This window comes from Burkholderia anthina, assembly GCF_902498995.1.
Classification (GTDB): Bacteria; Pseudomonadota; Gammaproteobacteria; order Burkholderiales; family Burkholderiaceae; genus Burkholderia; species Burkholderia anthina.
The window spans coordinates 252904-270016 of record NZ_CABVLY010000008.1 but is presented as its reverse complement, the minus strand read 5'-3'; the positions used below and the strand labels follow the sequence as shown (position 1 = coordinate 270016).

Genomic DNA, 17113 nt, shown 5'->3' with positions numbered 1-17113 from the left:
TGCCGATTTGCCGATTTGCCGATTTGCCGATTTGCCGATTTGCCGATTTGCCGATTTGCCGATTTGCCGATTTGCCGATTTGCCGTTTGCCGTTTGCCGTTTGCCGTTTGCCGATAGCCATCAAGCGTCACACGCTAACCGCCATCCACCCGCCGTGTCAGCGATGCTTCCCGTGATGTCTGCGCCGCCGATGCACTTCCCGCGCCTGCAGCAGCGCCGGCATCAGTTCCTCGATGTACTGCCGCGCCTGCCCGCGCGTGACGACCTCGCTGAAACGCTGGTGGGCCTTGTCGTGGCCGACCAGCGCCGCATGCGCCTTCTTCAGGATGTGCAGGTACGCGATCAGGCTCGTGCCGTCGCGCACGGGCAGCGCATCGCGCGGATCCATCGCCGGCGTCGTGTTCATGATCCGATCCTCGCCGGGCAGTCGGTGCGGCAGGTAGCGGTGACGAGCGGCAACAGGTCGTTCGCGAGGCGATCGCGGTCGGTCAGCGGCGCGAGGCCGAACAGCCTGCCGAGCGTCGCGACCACCGAGCTGTGATCGTACGGCGTGTGATCGACCTGTCCGGCCGCGACCCACGGCGAAACGACGATCGCCGGCACGCGCACGCCGTACACGTCGAACCCGAAGCCGCTCGCGTTCAGCGTCGCGGCCGCGCCGTCGTTCGGCGGCGGCGCCGCGCCGGGCCTGACCGAATCGTAGAAGCCGCCGTGTTCGTCGTAGACGATCACGAGCAGGCTGCTGTCCCAGACCGGCGAATTGCGGATCGCGTCGTACACGCGTGCGGCGAGCCGGTCGCCGCCGGGCAAGCCGTCCATCGGATGATGCGAACTGCCGTTTTCATAGGTGCCGTGCACGATGTCGCCGTAGCCCGGTTCGATGAGCGTGTAGCGCGCGGTGTAGCCGGCCGCGAGATCGGCTTCGAAGTGCGCGAGATCGTCGACGTCGAAGAAGCTCACGCCCTTCAGCGATGCGACCTGCGGCACGTGGCCGAGCGGGTCGCCCGACTGGTCCTGGTAGATGCGCCAGTTGTCGTCGCCGAGCGCATCGAAGATCGAGCCCTTCGGATAGTGGAAGCCGTCGAGCGTATCCCATCCGGCCATTTCCTCCCTGGTCGGCGAATGGTCGAGCCCGGCCGACGACGCACCGTGCAGGAAGAAGCGGTTCGGCCAGGTCGGCCCCGGCATCGACGCGTGCCAGCGGTCGCACAGCACGAACGCGTTCGCGAGCGCATACAGCGACGGCGCGTGCGCGCGGATATCGGCGCCCTGCATGATCGTACCCGCGTTGCCGGCCTGCGGCGGCGAGCCTTCGGAATGCGACGTCGCGTAGTTCGACACGAAGCCCGAGTTGTCGACGTCCGGATAGGGCTGCCCTTTCACGAACGGTACGCCCGCGCCGCAGAGCTGTTCGAGCACGTCCGTGAATTCATGGCACGGATCGGTCGGCATCTGGTCCGGCGCACCGCCGCCGAACGGATAGACGGTGCCGCCGTATGCATTGCTGTCGGCCGGCGACGCAGCCGTGATGCCCTCGATGCCCGACAGCGCGAACAAATGGTCGAACGAACGGTTCTCGAGCATCAGCACGAACACGTGCCGGATGCGGTCCCGAACCGCTGGTGCGGCGGAAACGGAAGAAGATGCGGGGGCTGCGTCTGCACTCATGGCGCCTCCTGGCGTCGCGCGACGAATGTCCGGCTCGGCACGATCGTCGGCCCGCTGAAAGCAGCTGAACGGCTCGAAAGCCAGGCGCGCGGACCGCGAATTGCCGACGAGTGTACGACCGCGCCGGCTCGCGCGTAAAGACGCGTGCGGTGCACCGTGAATGCATCGCGCCAGCCGTTGACTTTCGCCGGACGGCCCGATACGATCGAGCCACTTTCAAGACGCCCTCCCGGTCCGCCGGGAGGGCGTTTCGTTTTGGTTCCGCCAACCAAAAGGAAACCGCTTGAAATGCCGCTGATCACCCCCCTCGTCTCCCGCCCCGGCCTCGGCTACCTGCAACACGGCACGGGCCCCGAATGCGTGCTGGTCCTGCACGACTGGCTCGGCGACCATACGAACTACGCGGCGCTACTGCCGTATCTGGACGAAACGGCCTTCACGTACGTGTTCGCCGATCTGCGCGGCTACGGACGATCGATCCATCTGAGCGGCACCTGCACCATCGACGAAATCGCGGCGGACTGCGTCGCACTCGCCGACCGGCTCGGCTGGCAACGTTTTCACGTCGTCGGCCATTCGATGACGGGCATGGCGACGCAACGCATCGCCGCCGACGCGCCGTCACGCATCAAGAGCGCGATCGCCGTGTGCCCGGTGTCGGCGGCCGGCAATCGCCTGAGCGACGACGCGCGCGCGTGCTTCGCGAGCACGGCCGTCGACGACGATGCATTGCGCCGGCTCGTGCGGTTCGTGACGGGCGGGTTGTCGGCGCGCTGGGCCGAGCTGAAGCTGCGACAGAATCGCGAACGCGTGGCACCCGCGTGCCGGCTCGCGTATCTGGACATGCTGACCGGAACGGATTTCGTCGACGACATTCGCGGCCTCGACACACGCTATCTGGTGAGCGTCGGCGACAAGGATCCGGGGCTCGACGAAGCGGCGATGCATGCGACGTTTCTCGCGTGGCACCCGAACGCAAGGCTGCTGACGATTCCGAATTGCGGGCACTACCCGATGCAGGAATGTCCGCCTTATTTCGCGACGATCGTGGAAGATTTCCTGCGGGACGCGGCCGCTTGAGCGTTGCACACGCACGGCAACCGGAGAAGATGACCTTGGCCGCCGCGGCGTAACGACGCCGCCGGCGACCGACGAACGGTGCGAATCGCGCCGTGCGTCCGGTGTGTCCGGCCGCATGACGGGGCCGGACGGGTTGCGATCGGAGCCGCGTTGCGCGCCCGATCGTGACTGCTTAGCGACGCGGTTGCCCGGTGCGCGGCGGACGCGGCGAATTCGCGTCCTTGTGACGGAAGTTGATGCGGCCCTTCGTCAGGTCGTACACCGACAGTTCGAGCGTCACACGGTCACCCGCGAGAATGCGGATGTGGTTCTTGCGCATGCGGCCCGACGCATACGCGCCGACCACGACGCCGTTTTCCAGCGTGACACGGTATTTGCTGTCCGGCAGCACTTCGTCGACGATTCCGTCCAGTTCCAGCAGTTCTTCTTTTGCCAAACCAATTCCTCCAGACAAGGTGAATGACCGCGGCCGCGGCGAACTCACCGGCGCCGTGCCCGCAACGGGGTCGGCGGCCGGCAGGATGCCGGGTATCAATTCGTTCAGACGGGCGACAGGCCTGTCTTGCAATCGGAGCCCGGCGCGTTGCGGCGTTCGGGCGGTCAGTGGCGGCGGCGCGATGAGCACCGCGCAGAGTCGGGACCGCGCCGCGTACGGCATGGCGACGGTCTACTCGGGTTGCAGCACGAGCCGCTGGCGATGCGGCGAGCGCATCGCGAGGGCGTTGAATCGCACGTCGTACGGACCTGCGATGGATGAGGGAAGCACACGACCGATGCATCGTGAATACCGCGATGCATCGGTCGTGTGCGTCGAAACGCGCAGGACACGGGCCAGGGCCGGTGCCCGCGCGACATCCGTCCGGCAGCGGCCGCCGATTGGCGACCGATGCCGATGCGGCTTACTGCGGCGTGATGTTCGACGCTTGCAGGCCCTTCGGGCCACGCTTCACTTCGTAGCTGACCTTCTGGCCTTCGGCCAGGGTCTTGAAACCCGTGCCACGGATTTCGGAGAAATGGGCGAACAGATCGTCGCCGCCGTTGTCCGGGGAGATGAAACCAAAGCCCTTGGTTTCGTTGAACCACTTGACGGTACCGGTATCCACAAATACTTCCTTAATACGAATGAATGAACTTGCGCCCACGACGGGCACAGAAAGAATCAAAGAGGGAGAGACCAACGACTGCCGCACGCCGTGCGGCCAATGATGAGCAATCGAGCTTCTTGAAGACTTCGGTCTAGGACACTACGCTGCGCCGGCCGATTCGTCAAGCCCTTTCGGTGCGGCGTTCGCGCATGGTATCGCGCGACGCCTTGCCTGGCGGGCGTTGGCGGCAATCGGGGGGCGTAACGTTACGCCCCCTTTTTGCCCCGCCGCCGTTATTGCGGCTCGAACACGTGATGCAGCGGCGGCGGCGTCTCGCCGTCGCGAATCGTCATGTCGAACGCCTTGCGCGCGACGCTCGACGGCCGCACGTCGGCCGCGTCGAGGTAGAACTGCGAATACCAGTCGCGCATCTGGTACAGCGGCCCGTCGCCTTCGCACAGCAGCGGGTTGTCGATCCGCGTCTTGCTGTGCCAGATGTCGACGTCCTCGTAGAACGCGCGCTGCGCCTCCTTCACGTACGCGTTCGCGATCTCCAGGTTCTGCGCGTCGCCGAGCCCGGCGACCTTCTTCACGATCACGCCGTAGCGCAGCTCGAAGCTGTTCATGTCGATCGGCACGTGGCAGTTCAGCAGCACCGAATGGATCGGCTGCCCGTTGCTCTGCCCGGTCATCTGCGTGATGTGCACGGCCGGCCCGAAATACGTCGACAGCGCGGTCAGGCTGTCGCCGCCGAGCTTCTCGCTGCGGCCGACTATCAGCTGCGTCGCCTTGTGATCCTCGAACAGGTTCGCGAAATAGTCGATCGGCGCGTGGTGCACGGTCGCGAAGTGCGCGACATCCGAGATGTTGTCGACCAGTTCGCGGCAGTTGGCCTGGATCACCATCCTGTCGACGACCCAGTCCGACCATTCGTCGGAGAAGCACACGTCCAGGCGCGGAATCGCGACTTCCGGCGGCGGCGCATTGCCCTCGGGGTCGTTCCACACGAACAGCAGGTTGTTTTCCTCGCAGGTCGGCCATGCGCCGATGCGCGCCTTCGGCGGAATCCGCTTGCAGTACGGGATCGACGCGCACTGCCCTGCGCCGCTCCAGGCCCAGCCGTGGAACGGGCACACGAGGTTGTCGCCGTCGACCGTGCCGAGGCTCAGGTCGGCGCCCATGTGCGGACAATACGCGTCGACGACGCTGACCTTGCCGGTCGAATCGGCGAACGCGGCGAGCTTGCGGCCGAAGATGTTCAGCGTATGCGGCTTGCCGTCCTTGTAGTCGCGGGCGAGGCCGAGGCAGTGCCAGCCGCGCGCATAGCGCTGCGCGAGCGGCTGGGCTTCGATCTTGTAGGGGCGTGCGGACATTTCGGTTGACTCCTTTTGGGGGGACGCGCGGCGGCCCGCCGCGCACCGGGGGAACGGGGTAACGGGGATGGCGTCGCTCAGCGCACCGGATTGCCGGATTCGAGCGCGCGCGCCGGCTCGAGCGCGGACGCCGGCGCGGCCTGCTGCGGCATCGACTGAGGCTGCGACTGAGGCTGCGACACGCGGCACTCGGCACGCTCGACGCCGAGCCATGCGGCGAGCGCCGGCAGCAGGAACACCGCGCCGAACAGGTTCACGAGGAACATGAACGCGAGCAGCACGCCCATGTCGACCTGGAACTTCAGCGCGGAGAACGCCCACGTGCCGACGCCGATGAACATCGTGACGGCCGTGAACAGCGCCGCGGTGCCGCGCTGGCGCATCGCATCGGCGAACGCGTCGGGCAGCGTCGCGCCGTGGCGGATGTCGTGCTGCAGCCGCTCGTACAGGTAGATCCCGTAGTCGACGCCGACCCCGACGCCGAGCGTGATCACCGGCAGCGTCGCGACCTTCAGCCCGATGCCGAGCCGCGCCATCACCGCGTTGCACAGGATCGACACCAGCGTGAGCGGCACGATGATGCACAGCACCGCGCGCCACGAGCGGAACGTGAGCGCGCAGAGCAGCGCGATCGCGCCGAAGATCGACAGCAGCATCGCGATCTCCGCGTCGCCGACCGCCTCGTTGGTCGCGGCCATCACGCCGACGTTGCCGCCGGCGAGCCGGAACGCGACGTTCGGCGTCGGGTTCCCGGCCGCGTAGCGCTTGATCTCGTCGACGATGTGCGCGATGGTCGTGCCTTCGTGGTTCTGCGTGTAGATCAGCACCTGGATCGCCTTGCAGTTCGCGGTGTTCATCCCGTTGTCGGGGTCGAACGCGTTGGCGCCCTGCGTGAGCCCGTCGCTGGAGCGCGGCAGCGCGGCCCAGCGCGGGTTGCCTTCGTTGAACGCGGCGATGAACACCTTGCCCTGCGACGCGACGCTCGTCACCGACTGCACGCCGGCCACGCCGCGCATGTTCATCTCGAACTTCTCGATCGCGCTCATCACCGGGTAATGCAGGCACGCATCGTCGAAGCCGGTCGTCTCGACGATCACCGACAGCACGTCGACGCCGATGTTGTACTGATGCGTGATCGCCGCGTTGTCGACGTTGTAGCGCGAGTTCGCGCGCAGCTCCGGCGCGCCGGTACCGATGTCGCCGATCGCCAGCTTGCGCGATTCGAGCGTGCCGCAGGCGAGCAGCGCGAGCGCCACCGCGAACACGCCGAGCGCCGGCGCCGGCCGCGCGAACAGCGCGAAGCGCGACCACATCCGGCTGCCGCCGGCTGCCGCGGTGCGCTGCGCGCGGGCCAGCGTGCCGCGCTCGAGGCGCGTGTACGACAGCAGGATCGGCAGGAACACCTTGTTGGTGACGATCATCAGCAGCACGCCGAGACACGCGGTGATGCCGAGCTCGCGCACGATGTCGATCCTGATCCGCATGATCACCATGAAGCCGAGCGCGTTGGTCAGCAGCGCGACCGTGCCCGGCACGAACAGCTTGCGGAACGCGTCGCGCGCGGCCTCGACCGACGTTGCGCCGCGCACCAGCGCCTGCTTCCACGCATTGGTCATCTGCACCGCGTGCGACACGCCGATCGAGAAGATCAGGAACGGCACCAGGATCGACATCGGATCGATGCCGAGCCCGAGCAGCGGCAGCGCGCCGAGCAGCCAGACGACCGGCAGCAGCGCGACGACGAGCGCCAGCACGGTGGTCTTGAGCGAGCGCGTATAGGCGAACAGCAGCGCGGCCGTCACGAGGAACGCGAGCGCGAAGAACGCCATCACGCCGGCGATGCCCGCCTCGACGTCGCCGACCAGCTTCGCGAAGCCGATGATGTTCACGTCGATGCCCTGCTTCGCGTACTTCGCGCGGATGTCCTCGAGCTGGCGCGCGACCGCGCTGTAGTCGAGCCGCTTGCCGGTGGCGGGATCGGTCTCGCGCAGCTCCGCGCGAATCAGCGCCGACTTCAGGTCGTTGCCGACGAGGCGGCCGATCTGCCCGGAACGCGCGACGTTGCGGCGCACCTTCGCGAGATCGTCCGGGTTCGCGCTCGAGAACTGGCCGGGCACGACCACGTCGCCGCGAAAGCCGGCCTCGGTCACCTCGGTGTAGTGGACGTTCGGCGTGAACAGCGAGAACACGCGCGAGCGGTTCACGCCGGGGATGAAGAACACGTCGTCGGTCGCATGACGCAGCGCGTCCATGAACGTCTGGTTGTAGATGTCGCCGCCGCCCTTCCAGCGCAGGCTGACGAGGATCGTGTTGGCGCCCGGAAACGCGCCCGCATAGCGCTCGAACACCTGCATGTACGGGTGCTGCATCGGGATCATCTTGTTGAAGCCCGGATCGAGCTTCAGGCGCGTCGCGGACAGGCCGAGCGCGAGCGTCGCCGCGACGCACAGCAGCATCAGCAGCCGGCGCTGCCGGATGATCGTGTCGGCACAGCGCTCGACGAACGCGGCAAGGCGCGAGGCGGGCGCGGCTTCAGTGGGACGTGACAGGTCGTTCATGGCGTTCTCGAGTCTGGGCTGACGATGCGGTCGATGCGGTCGATGCGAACCGGCGAAGCAATGCGAACGGAAACGGGCGGCCGCAAGCGCCGCCGCGTCCTGGCATCAGGACGGCGACGCGGCGAGCGGCACGACGCCGGCCTCGCCGCCGAGCAGCAGCGTGCCGCGGCCCATGTCGAGCACGGCCGCGAGGCTCTGCACGCCGCCGAGCTTGCGCACGTCGAAGGTCAGGCCGCCGTCGCGCGACGCGACGATCGCGCCGCCCTGCCCGACCAGCACGAGTTCGCCGTCGGAAAGCTGGGTCGCGCCGAAGTACGACACCGGGACATGGCTGTCGACGTGCGTCCAGGTCGCGCCGCGATCGGTGCTGCGCAGCACGTTGCCGCGCATTCCGTACGCGACCCAGTCGCCGTTCGCGAGCATCAGCGCGCCGAACAGCGAGCCGGCGTACGGCGACGGCAGCTTGTCCCAGGTCGCGCCGTTGTCGGTCGAGCGCAGCAGCGTGCCGCTTTCGCCGGCGATCAGCAGGTTGCCGTGGCCGTCGCCGACGACCGCATTCAGATGGCGGTCGCCCGCCGGCGCCTTCACCGCCTGCCACGTGAGCCCGGCATCGTCCGAACGCAGCAGCTGGCCGAAGCTGCCGGCCGCGAACAGCGGGCCGCCGGCTGTGCCCCACACGGACAGCAGCGGATCGGAATGCGCGGGGTCCAGGTGGACTTCGCGCCAGTGCAGGCCCGCGTCGTCGCTGCGCATGATCCGGCCGTCGTGGCCCACTGCGATCCCGAGCGTCGGCGTGATGAAGCTCACCTGCGTGAGCGTCGAGCCCTGGTCGGGCGTGACGGACGCCGGCCGCCACCGGCGGCCCGCATCGTCGCTGAGCAGGATCACGCCGCGCTCGCCGACCGCGACGATGCGCGTGCCGGCCCGCGCGAGGCCGTTGATCTGCAGTCGGTCCGCGTGGATCGCGGTGGCCGGGAACGCCGGCAGCGGCCGCGGCGAAAACGCGAACACCGCGGCGCCGAGCACGAGCGCCGACATCGCGAGTCCTGGCAAAGTACGTTTCATCGGTTGTCTCCTGTCTTCGCGCCGGCCCGGGCCGCGCCGACGCGCTCGCCCTGCCCGCTGCAAGTCTCCGGGCCGTCGGTCGTTGCCGCGGCCTCGAAGGGTCCCGAATGGAGGGCGGCCGAACCGGGTATTCGGCCCGGCCGCCGTCACCACTGTCGTTACGCGCCGACTTCGAACAGCGCGGCCGCGCCCATGCCGCCGCCGATGCACATCGTCACGACCGCATGCCGCACGCCGAGGCGCGCGCCTTCGAGCAGCGCGTGCATCGTCATCCGCGTGCCGGACATGCCGAACGGATGGCCGAGCGCGATCGCGCCGCCGTCGACGTTCAGCCGCTCGTCGGGAATGCCGAGCGTGTCGCGGCAATAGAGCGCCTGGCACGCGAACGCCTCGTTCAGCTCCCACAGCCCGACGTCGCGCACGGTCATCCCGAAACGCTCCAGCAGCTTCGGGATCGCGAACACCGGACCGATGCCCATCTCGTCCGGCTCGCAGCCGGCCACGGCCAGGCCGCGGAACGTGCCGAGCGGCGCGAGCCCGCGGCGCGCCGCCTCGGTGCGCGACATCACGACCACGGCCGCCGCGCCGTCCGACAGTTGCGACGCGTTGCCGGCCGTCACGAACTCGCCCTGCTCGACCACCTTGCCGCCGCTCCACGACGGCTTGAGCCTCGCGAGCCGTTCGGCCGTCGTATCGGCGCGCACGCCTTCGTCGCGGGCTGCGCGCACGTCCTCGTGGCCAGCCGGATTGCCTTCCTTGTCGAACAACGCGCGGCGCACGTCGAGCGGTGCGATTTCCGCGTCGAAGCGGCCGGCCGCCTGTGCGTCGGCCGTGCGCTGGTGGCTCTGCAGCGCGAATTCGTCCTGCGCGGCGCGCGAGATGCCGTAGCGGCGCGACACGATCTCGGCCGTTTCCATCATCGCCATGTAGGCCGCCGGCTGGTGATCGAGCACCGCCTGCGAACGCGCGCGATAGCCGTTCTTGTGCTTGTTCTGCGTGAGCGAGATCGATTCGACGCCGCCCGCGACGACGATCCGCGCGTCGCCCGCGCCGATGCCGCGCGCGGCGCTCGCGATCGACATCAGGCCCGACGAGCACATCCGGTCGATCGCCATGCCGGGCACCGATGCCGGCAGCCCCGCCGCGGCAGCCGACAGGCGGCCGATGTTGTAGCCCTGCGTGCCCTGCTGCGCGGCGCAGCCGATCAGCACGTCGTCGATGTCGGCCGGTGCGACGCCCGCGCGTTCGAGCGCGGTGCGCACGACGTGGCCGCCCAGCGCGGGCGCCTCGGTGTCGTTGAACATGCCGCGAAACGCCTTGCCGATCGGCGTGCGTGCGACGGAAACGATGACTGCGTCTTCCATGAGCTGACTCTCTGAATCGGAAACTAGAAGGTGTAGCGGCTGATCGTGTCGGCGACGCAGCCGGGTTTGGCCTCGCCTTCGATCTCGACGGTCACGCGGACCCACGCCTGCACGCCGCCGTCGAACGGCTCGACGCGCAGCAGCTCGCCGACGCCGCGCACGCGTGCGCCGACCTTCACCGGCGCCGGGAAGCGGATCCTGTCGCAGCCGTAGTTCACGCCGAGCCGCGCGCCGTCGATGCGCACGATCTGCGGCAGGAAATGGTTGACGAGCGACAGCGTCAGGTAGCCGTGCGCGATGCACGCGCCGAACGGGCCGTCCTTCGCGCGCACCGGGTCGACGTGCACCCACTGGTGATCGCCCGTCGCGTCGGCGAAGCCGTCGATGCGGATCTGGTCGATCGCGAGCCACGCGCTCGCGCCGAGCGTGTCGCCGACGGCCGCCGCTAGTTCGCCGGGATGCGCGAACACGCGGGGCATCGCGCGCACGGGGTCGAGGGTCGTCGCCATCATGCGTGCTGGCTGCTGACCGACAGCACTTCGCCCGTCATGTACGACGCGTAATCGCTTGCAAGAAACACCATCACGTTCGCGACCTCCCAGACTTCGGCGGCGCGCCCGAAGGCTTCGCGCGACGCCAGTTGATTCAGCAAGTCGGCCGGCGCCGACTTCTTCAGAAAATCGTGCATCGCGATGCTCGGCGCGACCGCGTTGATGCGCACCCCGTACGGCGACGCTTCGAGCGCCGCGCAACGCGTGAGCGCCATCACGCCCGCCTTCGCCGCCGCGTAGTGCGCCTGTTCCGCCTGCGCGCGCCAGCCGAGCACCGATGCGTTGTTGACGATCGCGCCGCGGCCGCGGGCCTGCATGTGCGGCAGCATCGCGCGCGTCATCCGGAACGTCCCGGTCAGGCTAATGTCGATCACCCGCGACCATTCGGCATCGTCCATTTCGACGATGCGCTTCGCCCCGCCGAGCCCGGCGTTGTTGATCAATACGTCGACGCCGTCGAGTTTGTGCTGCGCGTCGGCCACGAGCGCCTGCACGTCGTCTTCCACCGCGACGTTGCACAGGCGGCCGTAGATCTGCCGCAGCCCCGTTTCGGCGCGCAGCGTCTCCACCGCCTGTTCGAGACGCTTCTCGTGGATGTCGGAGACGAACAGCGCGCGGCAGCCTTCCTCCGCGCAACGGCGCGCGGCCGCGAAGCCGATGCCGGCGCCGGCGGCGGCCGTGATCAGCACCGATTTGCCGGCGAGCAGCTGGTGGCCCGGGACGTAGGCCGGGGCGTTCTGGATCTGGGGTTCGGTCATGCGTGTTGTCCTCGCGGTTCTCTCGGCATGCCGAGCCCGCGCTCGGCCATGATGTTGAGCTGGATTTCGTTGGTGCCGGCGTAGATCGTGTCCGCACGGGAGAACAGGAATACGCGCTGCAGATGGGTGAGCTTCTCGTCGGCCGGGTCGATCACGTTCGCGCGGGCCCCGAGCGCGTCCATCGCGAGCTGGCCGAGGTCGCGGTGCCAGTTCGACCAGAAGTACTTGTAGATCAGCGCCTCGCGGCGCAGCGGTGCGGCGGCGCCGCCGTTCGCGTCGCCGGCGCCCGACAGCATCCGCAGCGCGTTGTAGCGCATCACGCGCAGCCCGGCCCACGCGCGGCCGATCCGCTGGCGCAGCACCGGGTCGCGATCGGCGCCCGATGCGCGCGCGGCGTCGATCACCCATTCAAGTTCGCGCACGAACTGCATCTGCTGGCCGAGCGTCGACATGCCGCGCTCGAAACCGAGCAGCGTCATCGCGATCCGCCAGCCGTCGCCGGGTACACCGACGAGGTCACGTGCTTCCGCACGCGCGCCGTCGAAGAACACTTCGTTGAATTCGGCACCGCCGTTGAGCTGCTTGATCGGGCGAATCTCGATGCCAGGCTGGTCGAGCGGCATCAGCAGGAACGACAGCCCCTTGTTGCCCTTCGACGCCGGATCGGTGCGCGCGAGCACGAAGATCCAGTCGGAATCGTGCGCGAGCGACGTCCACACCTTCTGGCCGTATACGCGCCACGTGCCGTCCGCGTCCTGTTCGGCGCGCGTGCGCACGTTCGCGAGATCCGAGCCCGCGCCCGGTTCCGAGTAGCCCTGGCACCAGAACTGCGTGCCCGCGAGAATCCCCGGCAGGAAGCGCGCGCGCTGGTCGTCGGTGCCGCACGCGACGAGCGTCGGCCCGAGCAGCCCTTCGCCGATATGGCCCATCCGGCCGGGGCCGCCGGCGCGCGCGTATTCCTCGTGGAAAATCACCTGCTCGGCAACGGTGAAGCCGCGGCCGCCCGCGTCGGTCGGCCAGCCGAGGCCGGTCCAGCCGCCTTCGGCCAGCGCCCGCTCCCATGCCTTGCGCAGCGAGGGAAACGCTTCCTCGTCGCCGGGGCCGCCGCGGTATGTCAGGCACGCGAATTCGCCGGTCAGGTGCGATTGCACCCAGTCGGCGACTTCGTGCCGCAATTGCTGTTCGCGCGTTTCGCTGTTCATTGGCGTGCTCCCGTGCGCGCGGCGGACGGACGCGCGGCGATCGAAACCGACGGCGGCGCCGACGCGGGCACCGCGTCGTGTTGCGACGTGCCGCCGTCGATCGCATGGCCTGCGATCCATTCGAGCAGTTGCGGCGTGCTGCCGAACTGCGCACCCGACGCCTGCGCGCGCTTGAAATAGAGATGCGGGTCGTATTCCCATGTGAAGCCGACGCCGCCGTGCAACTGGATCGCCTCCTGCGCGCAAAACGCATACGCGTCGTTGGCGGCGGCCTTCGCGGCCGCGACGTCGGCGCGCAGTGCGGCGCCGGGCGTGCTGCTGCCCGCTTCCGCGTCCCACGCATGCGCCGCGCCGAGCACGGCCGAACGTGCGGATTCGATCAGCACCATCATCTGTGCGCAGCGATGCTTGACCGCCTGGAACGACGCGATCGCGCGACCGAACTGCACGCGCTGGCCGGTGTAGTCGAGCGTCAGGTCGAGGCAGTGCTGTGCGCCGCCGAGTTGTTCGGCGGCCAGCGCGAGCGCGGCGAACCAGGCAGCGCGATCGAGCAGCTGGGCGGCAACGGCGCCGCTGGCGAACAACGCGTCGCGGCTCACGCGGGTTTCGTCGAACGCGACCCGCGCGATCGGCCGCGTCGCGTCGAGCGTGTCGAGCGGCGTGACGCTCAGGCCGGCCGCCGTCGCGACGTCGATCGCGAACAGCCCGATCGACTGCCCTTCGTTCGCGATCCACGCCGGGATCAGCAGCAGGTCGGCGCGCGCGCCGTCGATCACCTGTTCGATCGCGCCCGACAGCGCGTAGCCGCCCGCCGCTTCTTCGGCAACGACCGGCAGTTGCGATGAGCCGGTAGGCAGTTCGAACGACAGCGCCAGCGTCGCGCTGCACGCGCCTTCGGCAATCTTCGCGAGCCAGCCGGTGGCGGCGGCCGTATCGGCGCAGCCGGCCAGCGCGGTCGCGGCCAGACACGCGGTCGAAAAATACGGCACGCATGCGATGCGCCGGCCGAGCTGTTCCATCAGCAGCATCTGTTCGAGCGCGCCGAGCCCCATCCCGCCCGCGGCTTCCGGCAGCGACAGCGCATTCCAGCCGAGCTCGCCGGCCAGTGCGCCCCACAGCGCATCGTCGCGGCCGGCGGCGTGCTCGATTGCGCGGCGCACGTCGGCGGACGCACTGCGTTCGGCGAGCACGTCGGCCGCCGCGTCGCGGATCATCGCCTGTTCGTCGGTGAGCGCCAGATCCATGGCTCAGCTCCCGTACACGCGCTGCGCGGGGCGCGCATCGGCGAGCAGCCGCGCGACCGCCGGGCCGACGTCGGCCGGCGCCCAGCGCGCGCCGCGATCGACGCTCGGGCCTGTGCGCCAGCCTTCGGCGACCGCGATCATCCCGCCCGCGACCTCGAACACCTGGCCCGTCACGTCGGCCGACGCCGCGCTGCCGAGCCACACGACGAGCGGCGCGACGTTGGCCGGATCGAAATAGTCGAAGCCGCCGTTCTCGGGCTTCTTCATCATGTCGGCGAACACGCCTTCGGTCATCGACGTGCGCGCGGCCGGCGCGAGCGCGTTCACGCGCACGCCGTAGCGCTGCAGCTCGACCGCCTGCATCAGCGTGAGCGCAGCGATGCCGGCCTTCGCCGCGCCGTAGTTCGACTGGCCGATCGAGCCTTGCAGCCCGGCGCCGGAACTCGTGTTGACGATGCGCGCGTCGACCGGCTTGCCGGTCTTCGCCGCGTCGCGCCACACGCGCGCCAGCACGTTCGACAGGCAGAAGTGACCGCGCAGGTGCACGCGCATCACGTCATCCCAGTCGGTCTCGCTCATGCTGGTGAACATCTTGTCGCGGCAGATGCCCGCGTTGTTCACGAGCACGTGGACGTCGCCGAATGCCGCGCGCGCCGCGTCGACGATCCGCTGCGCGGTGTCGAGCGTCGTGATGTCGTCGGCATTCGCGAGCGCGCGGCCGCCGCGCCGCGCGATCTCGTCGCACACGGCCTGCGCGGCGTCGCGCCGGATGTCGTTGACGACGACCGACGCGCCTTCGGCCGCGAACGCGAGCGCGTATTCGCGCCCGAGCCCGCCGCCCGCGCCGGTGATGATGACGGTGCGTCCGTGACAGATTCCCATGCTTGGCCTCCTGGATCGTGAGATCGTGAAAGTGACGCGCTCACAGGCGCTCGATGATCGTGACGTTCGCGAGACCGCCGCCTTCGCACATCGTCTGCAGTCCGTAACGGCCGCCGGTACGCTCGAGTTCATGCAGCAGCGTCGTCATCAGCCTCGCGCCGGTCGCGCCGAGCGGATGGCCGAGCGCGATTCCGCCGCCGTTCGGGTTGGTCTTCTCGTGCGGGAAGCGCGTGTCGGCGAGCCACGCCTGCGCGACCGATGCGAATGCCTCGTTCATCTCGACGACGTCGATCTGCGACCAGTCGAGGCCGGCCTTCTCGAGCGCGGCCTTGGTCGCCGGAATCGGTGCGGTCAGCATCCACAGCGGATCGTCGCCCAGCACGCTCAGGTGATGGATGCGCGCGCGCGGCGTGAGGCCGTAGCGCTTCAATGCATCCTCCGACACGATCAGCAGCGCGGCGGCCGCATCGCAGGTCTGGCTCGCGACGGCAGCGGTCAGCGAGCCCCCCGGCGTCAACGGTTCGAGCGTCGCCATCTTTTCCAGCGACGTGCCGGGGCGCGGCGTTTCATCGTGCAGCACACCTTCGAGCGGCACGATTTCCCGCTTGAAATGCCCGGCCTCGATCGCCGCGAGCGCGCGGCGGTGGCTCTCCAGCGCATAGCGCTCCATCGCGTCGCGCGACAGGTTCCAGTGATCGGCGATCCGCTGCGCGGCGACGAACTGCGACACCGGCGCGTCGCCGAAGCGCGCGCGCCAGCCGGCGCTGCCCGAGAACGGATCGGTGAAGCCGAGCGGCGCCGCACAGGTCATCGCCGACGAGATCGGGATCTGCGTCATCGTCTGCACGCCGCCCGCGACGACGACGTCCTGCACGCCGCTCATCACGGCCTGCGCGGCGAAGTGCACCGCCTGCTGCGACGAGCCGCACTGGCGGTCGACCGTCACGCCCGGCACCTGCAGCGGCAGCCCCGCGGCGAGCCAGCAGGTGCGCGCGATGTTGCCCGCGAGCGGACCGATCGTGTCGACGCAGCCGAACACCACGTCGTCGTAGTCATCGGCCGGGATCGCGTTGCGTTCGACGAGCGTCTTCAGCACGAAGCCGCCGAGGTCCGCCGCATGCACGTGCGCGAGCCCGCCCTTGCGGCGGCCGGTCGGCGTGCGCAGCGCGTCGACGATATAGGCTTGTTTCATCAGTTGGTTTCCTCGAAATCGAAGGTCTGCGCGGGGCCGATCCGCAATGCGTCGCCGAGGATCGCGTCGGTCACGCGGGCCTTGTGGAATGCGGTGTCGCCCCAGCTGCCGGACAGCGCCCAGATCCGCTTCATGAAGATCTGCAGATCGAGCTCCCATGTGTAGCCGATCGCGCCGTGCACCTGCATCGTGTGACGCGCGGCCAGCTGTGCGGCCGAGGCCGCCGCGAGCTTCGCGTGCGATACGAGCACGGCCCGCTGCGGGTGATCGTCGGCGATCGCCTGCGCGGCGCGCGCCACCACCGGCCGCGCGAACTCGTAGCGGATCGCGACGTCGGCGAGCAGGTGCTTGAGCGCCTGGTACGAGCCGATCGCCTTGCCGAACTGCTTGCGCTGCGCGCTGTAGTCGATCGCGACGTCGAGCACGCGCTGCGTGAGGCCGAGCAGCTGCGCGGCAACCGCGAACGCGCCGTGGTCGAGCGCGCGATCGAGCAGCGGCGCGGCTTCATCGGCACCCGCGATGCGGGTGCTTGCCGACGGTTCCCAGTCGAGCGCGAACAGGCGCCGCGACGGGTCGACGCTGTCGACCGCGCGCCACGCGCATTGCGCGGGATCGACGCGGTGCAGCTCGCCGCGGTGCTCGCACAGCAGCGTTTGCGCGACGTGCACGTCGGCCGCATACGGGTTCACCGGATGCACGAGCGCGACGCGCGCGCGCCCTTCGGCGATGTCGCGCAGCAGCGCGTCGCGCCAGCCGCTCGCAGGCAGCCGCGCGAGCACGCCGGCCGACACGAGCGCCGTTTCCAGCAACGGCTCGGGGCTGCCGAAGTAGCCGTAGGTCTGCGCGAGCAGCGCCCATTCGACTTCGGTCAGGCCGAGACCGCCGTGCGCTTCGGATACCGACACGGCGGTCAGCCCCTGCGACGCGAACAGCGACCACAGCGTGTCGGAGCGGCCCGTCGGCGTGGCCCACAGCTCGCGGATCAGCTCGGGCGTCATCTCGGTCATCAGCAGGCGCTTCACGCTGTCCGCGAGCGCTTCCTGGTCTTCATCGAATACGAAATCCATACGATGTCCGTTCAGTGAGGGGGG

Annotated in this window: 16 protein-coding genes; 1 reads left to right on the top strand and 15 read right to left on the bottom strand. The window is 69.0% G+C overall.

Features of this window, described 5'->3' with window-relative positions:
* Positions 1 to 157: 157 nt before the first annotated feature.
* Complete coding sequence (locus BME24068_RS13525) at positions 158 to 406, bottom strand: hypothetical protein (protein ID WP_096499544.1); 249 nt, start codon at positions 404 to 406, stop codon at positions 158 to 160.
* A complete protein-coding gene (locus tag BME24068_RS13520; RefSeq protein WP_174926382.1) occupies positions 403 to 1668 on the bottom strand; it encodes an alkaline phosphatase family protein in 1266 nt (421 codons plus the stop codon). Before BME24068_RS13520 ends, BME24068_RS13525 begins: the two co-directional genes overlap by 4 nt.
* 288 nt (positions 1669 to 1956) lie before the next feature.
* Between BME24068_RS13520 and BME24068_RS13515 the strand changes: the two genes are divergently transcribed.
* Positions 1957 to 2748 carry an alpha/beta fold hydrolase gene (locus BME24068_RS13515; protein WP_174926381.1) on the top strand — a complete coding sequence of 264 codons (792 nt, stop codon included), beginning with the start codon at positions 1957 to 1959 and terminating at the stop codon, positions 2746 to 2748.
* Positions 2749 to 2920: 172 nt separating this feature from the next.
* Here the strand turns inward: BME24068_RS13515 and infA are convergent, their stop codons facing one another.
* The 13 genes from infA to BME24068_RS13450 form a co-directional block, all read right to left on the bottom strand.
* Complete coding sequence (infA, locus tag BME24068_RS13510) at positions 2921 to 3184, bottom strand: translation initiation factor IF-1 (RefSeq protein ID WP_011355053.1); 264 nt, start codon at positions 3182 to 3184, stop codon at positions 2921 to 2923.
* Between the two features lie 463 nt (positions 3185 to 3647).
* Entirely contained in the window at positions 3648 to 3851 is a 204-nt protein-coding gene (locus tag BME24068_RS13505; RefSeq protein ID WP_006751843.1) for a cold-shock protein, read from the bottom strand.
* Positions 3852 to 4126: 275 nt separating this feature from the next.
* A complete protein-coding gene (locus BME24068_RS13500; protein ID WP_174926380.1) occupies positions 4127 to 5206 on the bottom strand; it encodes a 3-ketosteroid-9-alpha-monooxygenase, oxygenase component in 1080 nt (359 codons plus the stop codon).
* 77 nt (positions 5207 to 5283) lie between these two features.
* Positions 5284 to 7764 carry an efflux RND transporter permease subunit gene (locus BME24068_RS13495; RefSeq protein ID WP_174926379.1) on the bottom strand — a complete coding sequence of 827 codons (2481 nt, stop codon included), beginning with the start codon at positions 7762 to 7764 and terminating at the stop codon, positions 5284 to 5286.
* 105 nt (positions 7765 to 7869) lie between these two features.
* The gene (locus BME24068_RS13490) at positions 7870 to 8829 is read right to left on the bottom strand and encodes a WD40/YVTN/BNR-like repeat-containing protein (protein ID WP_174926378.1); all 960 of its coding nucleotides are present in this window, start codon (positions 8827 to 8829) and stop codon (positions 7870 to 7872) included.
* A 158-nt stretch (positions 8830 to 8987) separates the two neighbouring features.
* Positions 8988 to 10193, bottom strand: a complete 1206-nt coding sequence (locus tag BME24068_RS13485; protein ID WP_174926377.1) for an acetyl-CoA C-acyltransferase — start codon at positions 10191 to 10193, stop codon at positions 8988 to 8990.
* A gap of 23 nt (positions 10194 to 10216) precedes the next feature.
* Positions 10217 to 10702 (bottom strand): MaoC family dehydratase, encoded by a 486-nt coding sequence (locus BME24068_RS13480; protein WP_203368190.1) that lies wholly within the window; start codon positions 10700 to 10702, stop codon positions 10217 to 10219.
* Positions 10702 to 11502 carry an SDR family oxidoreductase gene (locus BME24068_RS13475; RefSeq protein WP_174926376.1) on the bottom strand — a complete coding sequence of 267 codons (801 nt, stop codon included), beginning with the start codon at positions 11500 to 11502 and terminating at the stop codon, positions 10702 to 10704. The genes BME24068_RS13480 and BME24068_RS13475 overlap by 1 nt, the downstream gene beginning before the upstream one ends.
* Positions 11499 to 12704: an acyl-CoA dehydrogenase family protein gene (locus BME24068_RS13470; RefSeq protein ID WP_174926375.1), complete on the bottom strand. Its 1206-nt coding sequence runs from the start codon at positions 12702 to 12704 to the stop codon at positions 11499 to 11501. Before BME24068_RS13470 ends, BME24068_RS13475 begins: the two co-directional genes overlap by 4 nt.
* Positions 12701 to 13948: an acyl-CoA dehydrogenase family protein gene (locus tag BME24068_RS13465; protein ID WP_174926374.1), complete on the bottom strand. Its 1248-nt coding sequence runs from the start codon at positions 13946 to 13948 to the stop codon at positions 12701 to 12703. The genes BME24068_RS13470 and BME24068_RS13465 overlap by 4 nt, the downstream gene beginning before the upstream one ends.
* Before the next feature lie 3 nt (positions 13949 to 13951).
* A complete protein-coding gene (locus BME24068_RS13460) occupies positions 13952 to 14830 on the bottom strand; it encodes an SDR family oxidoreductase (RefSeq protein WP_174926373.1) in 879 nt (292 codons plus the stop codon).
* 40 nt (positions 14831 to 14870) lie between these two features.
* On the bottom strand, positions 14871 to 16022 hold the full coding sequence (locus BME24068_RS13455) for an acetyl-CoA C-acetyltransferase (protein WP_096499569.1): 1152 nt from the start codon (positions 16020 to 16022) through the stop codon (positions 14871 to 14873).
* Positions 16022 to 17089 (bottom strand): acyl-CoA dehydrogenase family protein, encoded by a 1068-nt coding sequence (locus tag BME24068_RS13450; protein WP_174926372.1) that lies wholly within the window; start codon positions 17087 to 17089, stop codon positions 16022 to 16024. The genes BME24068_RS13455 and BME24068_RS13450 overlap by 1 nt, the downstream gene beginning before the upstream one ends.
* Positions 17090 to 17113 lie beyond the last annotated feature (24 nt).

Bases quoted from the DNA above. Each gene is read 5' to 3' on its own strand.
- BME24068_RS13455 (WP_096499569.1), bottom strand. From the start codon at position 16,022: ATGAAACAAGCCTATATCGTCGACGCGCTGCGCACGCCGACCGGCCGC.
- BME24068_RS13490 (WP_174926378.1), bottom strand. From the start codon at position 8,829: ATGAAACGTACTTTGCCAGGACTCGCGATGTCGGCGCTCGTGCTCGGC.
- BME24068_RS13485 (WP_174926377.1), bottom strand. From the start codon at position 10,193: ATGGAAGACGCAGTCATCGTTTCCGTCGCACGCACGCCGATCGGCAAG.
- BME24068_RS13470 (WP_174926375.1), bottom strand. From the start codon at position 12,704: ATGAACAGCGAAACGCGCGAACAGCAATTGCGGCACGAAGTCGCCGAC.
- BME24068_RS13520 (WP_174926382.1), bottom strand. From the start codon at position 1,668: ATGAGTGCAGACGCAGCCCCCGCATCTTCTTCCGTTTCCGCCGCACCA.
- BME24068_RS13460 (WP_174926373.1), bottom strand. From the start codon at position 14,830: ATGGGAATCTGTCACGGACGCACCGTCATCATCACCGGCGCGGGCGGC.
- BME24068_RS13480 (WP_203368190.1), bottom strand. From the start codon at position 10,702: ATGGCGACGACCCTCGACCCCGTGCGCGCGATGCCCCGCGTGTTCGCG.
- BME24068_RS13515 (WP_174926381.1), top strand. From the start codon at position 1,957: ATGCCGCTGATCACCCCCCTCGTCTCCCGCCCCGGCCTCGGCTACCTG.
- BME24068_RS13500 (WP_174926380.1), bottom strand. From the start codon at position 5,206: ATGTCCGCACGCCCCTACAAGATCGAAGCCCAGCCGCTCGCGCAGCGC.
- BME24068_RS13495 (WP_174926379.1), bottom strand. From the start codon at position 7,764: ATGAACGACCTGTCACGTCCCACTGAAGCCGCGCCCGCCTCGCGCCTT.
- BME24068_RS13475 (WP_174926376.1), bottom strand. From the start codon at position 11,502: ATGACCGAACCCCAGATCCAGAACGCCCCGGCCTACGTCCCGGGCCAC.
- BME24068_RS13525 (WP_096499544.1), bottom strand. From the start codon at position 406: ATGAACACGACGCCGGCGATGGATCCGCGCGATGCGCTGCCCGTGCGC.
- BME24068_RS13450 (WP_174926372.1), bottom strand. From the start codon at position 17,089: ATGGATTTCGTATTCGATGAAGACCAGGAAGCGCTCGCGGACAGCGTG.
- BME24068_RS13465 (WP_174926374.1), bottom strand. From the start codon at position 13,948: ATGGATCTGGCGCTCACCGACGAACAGGCGATGATCCGCGACGCGGCG.